Here is a 997-nt window from a genome sequence, read left to right on the forward strand (position 1 = left end):
ATATGAGCAACGAGATTGTACGCCGTGTCGCCGCAGGCAGTGCACTTCCTGGGTAGCTGCTAACGAACTCGGCGAGTTCAGATATGGCCCGCACTGAGATACTCCAATATATCCGCTTGTTTCGCGATAAAATGCCTGCCAAAATGGAGGCTGACGTTGTGCAGGGGGACGGCTATTAGCGCCGCAGCCGGTCAACGCCTCAAGGGATTTGTTGCGTCTGAGACAGCACGCGCGTGCTGGTGGCGCACGTCATGCAGGTTCTCTTGCAATCGAACTGCAGGCTCTTGCGAAGTTATCGATCAAATTGCGACAGGCGGGCTCACTGTCGTACATCCACTCAGGGTGCCACTGTACGCCGACCATGAATGGCCGGCCGGGGGCCTCGATCGCCTCGACGACACCATCGTCAGCTCGCGCCGAAACGACGAATTCAGGAGCCAACTGTTTAACGGCCTGGTGGTGATAGCTGTTTACTCGGAAAGACGATGATTGCGCTCCACAGAGCCGCCACAGCTGCGTGTCGCGTTCCAGCTGAACCTCGTGAACCGTCTTATCCAACGGGGTGCCATCGCGATGATCGATTACGTTTTGTAGTTCATCTAAGGTATGAGGATAGATCGTACCCCCGCCTACAACATTCAACATCTGCATCCCTCGGCAGATGCCGAGAACGGGCATGGGCCGATCGAACGCTGAACGGGCGAGCGCGAATTCGAAGTCGTCGCGCTCGGGGATCATCCGTTGAACAGCGGGGTGCGGAGGCGCGCCGTAAAGTTCGGTTGGAAAATCGCCACCTCCAGTAAGAACGAGACCAGAAACGAGGTCTAATAACGCGCTCACGTCATCTTCTTTGAGATAAGGCAAGATGATCGGAACAGCGCCGGCTTTCTCGATTGCGCTTACATAGTGGACGAGACAGAAGTAACCATCCTTTTCCACGTCGAAATTGCTGACGATTCCTATGACTGGTCGCATGTGCTTTGCCATCTTGAATGGG

General features: G+C 55.4%; 1 protein-coding gene. It reads right to left on the reverse strand.

Annotated elements, in window-relative coordinates:
• Window positions 1–249: 249 nt before the first annotated feature.
• On the reverse strand, window positions 250–997 hold a 748-nt coding region (locus EOA49_RS32125; RefSeq protein ID WP_135899141.1), incomplete at its 5' end, for a gamma-glutamyl-gamma-aminobutyrate hydrolase family protein.

It is taken from the genome of Mesorhizobium sp. M1A.F.Ca.IN.020.04.1.1 (assembly GCF_003997315.1).
Classification (GTDB): domain Bacteria; phylum Pseudomonadota; class Alphaproteobacteria; order Rhizobiales; family Rhizobiaceae; genus Mesorhizobium.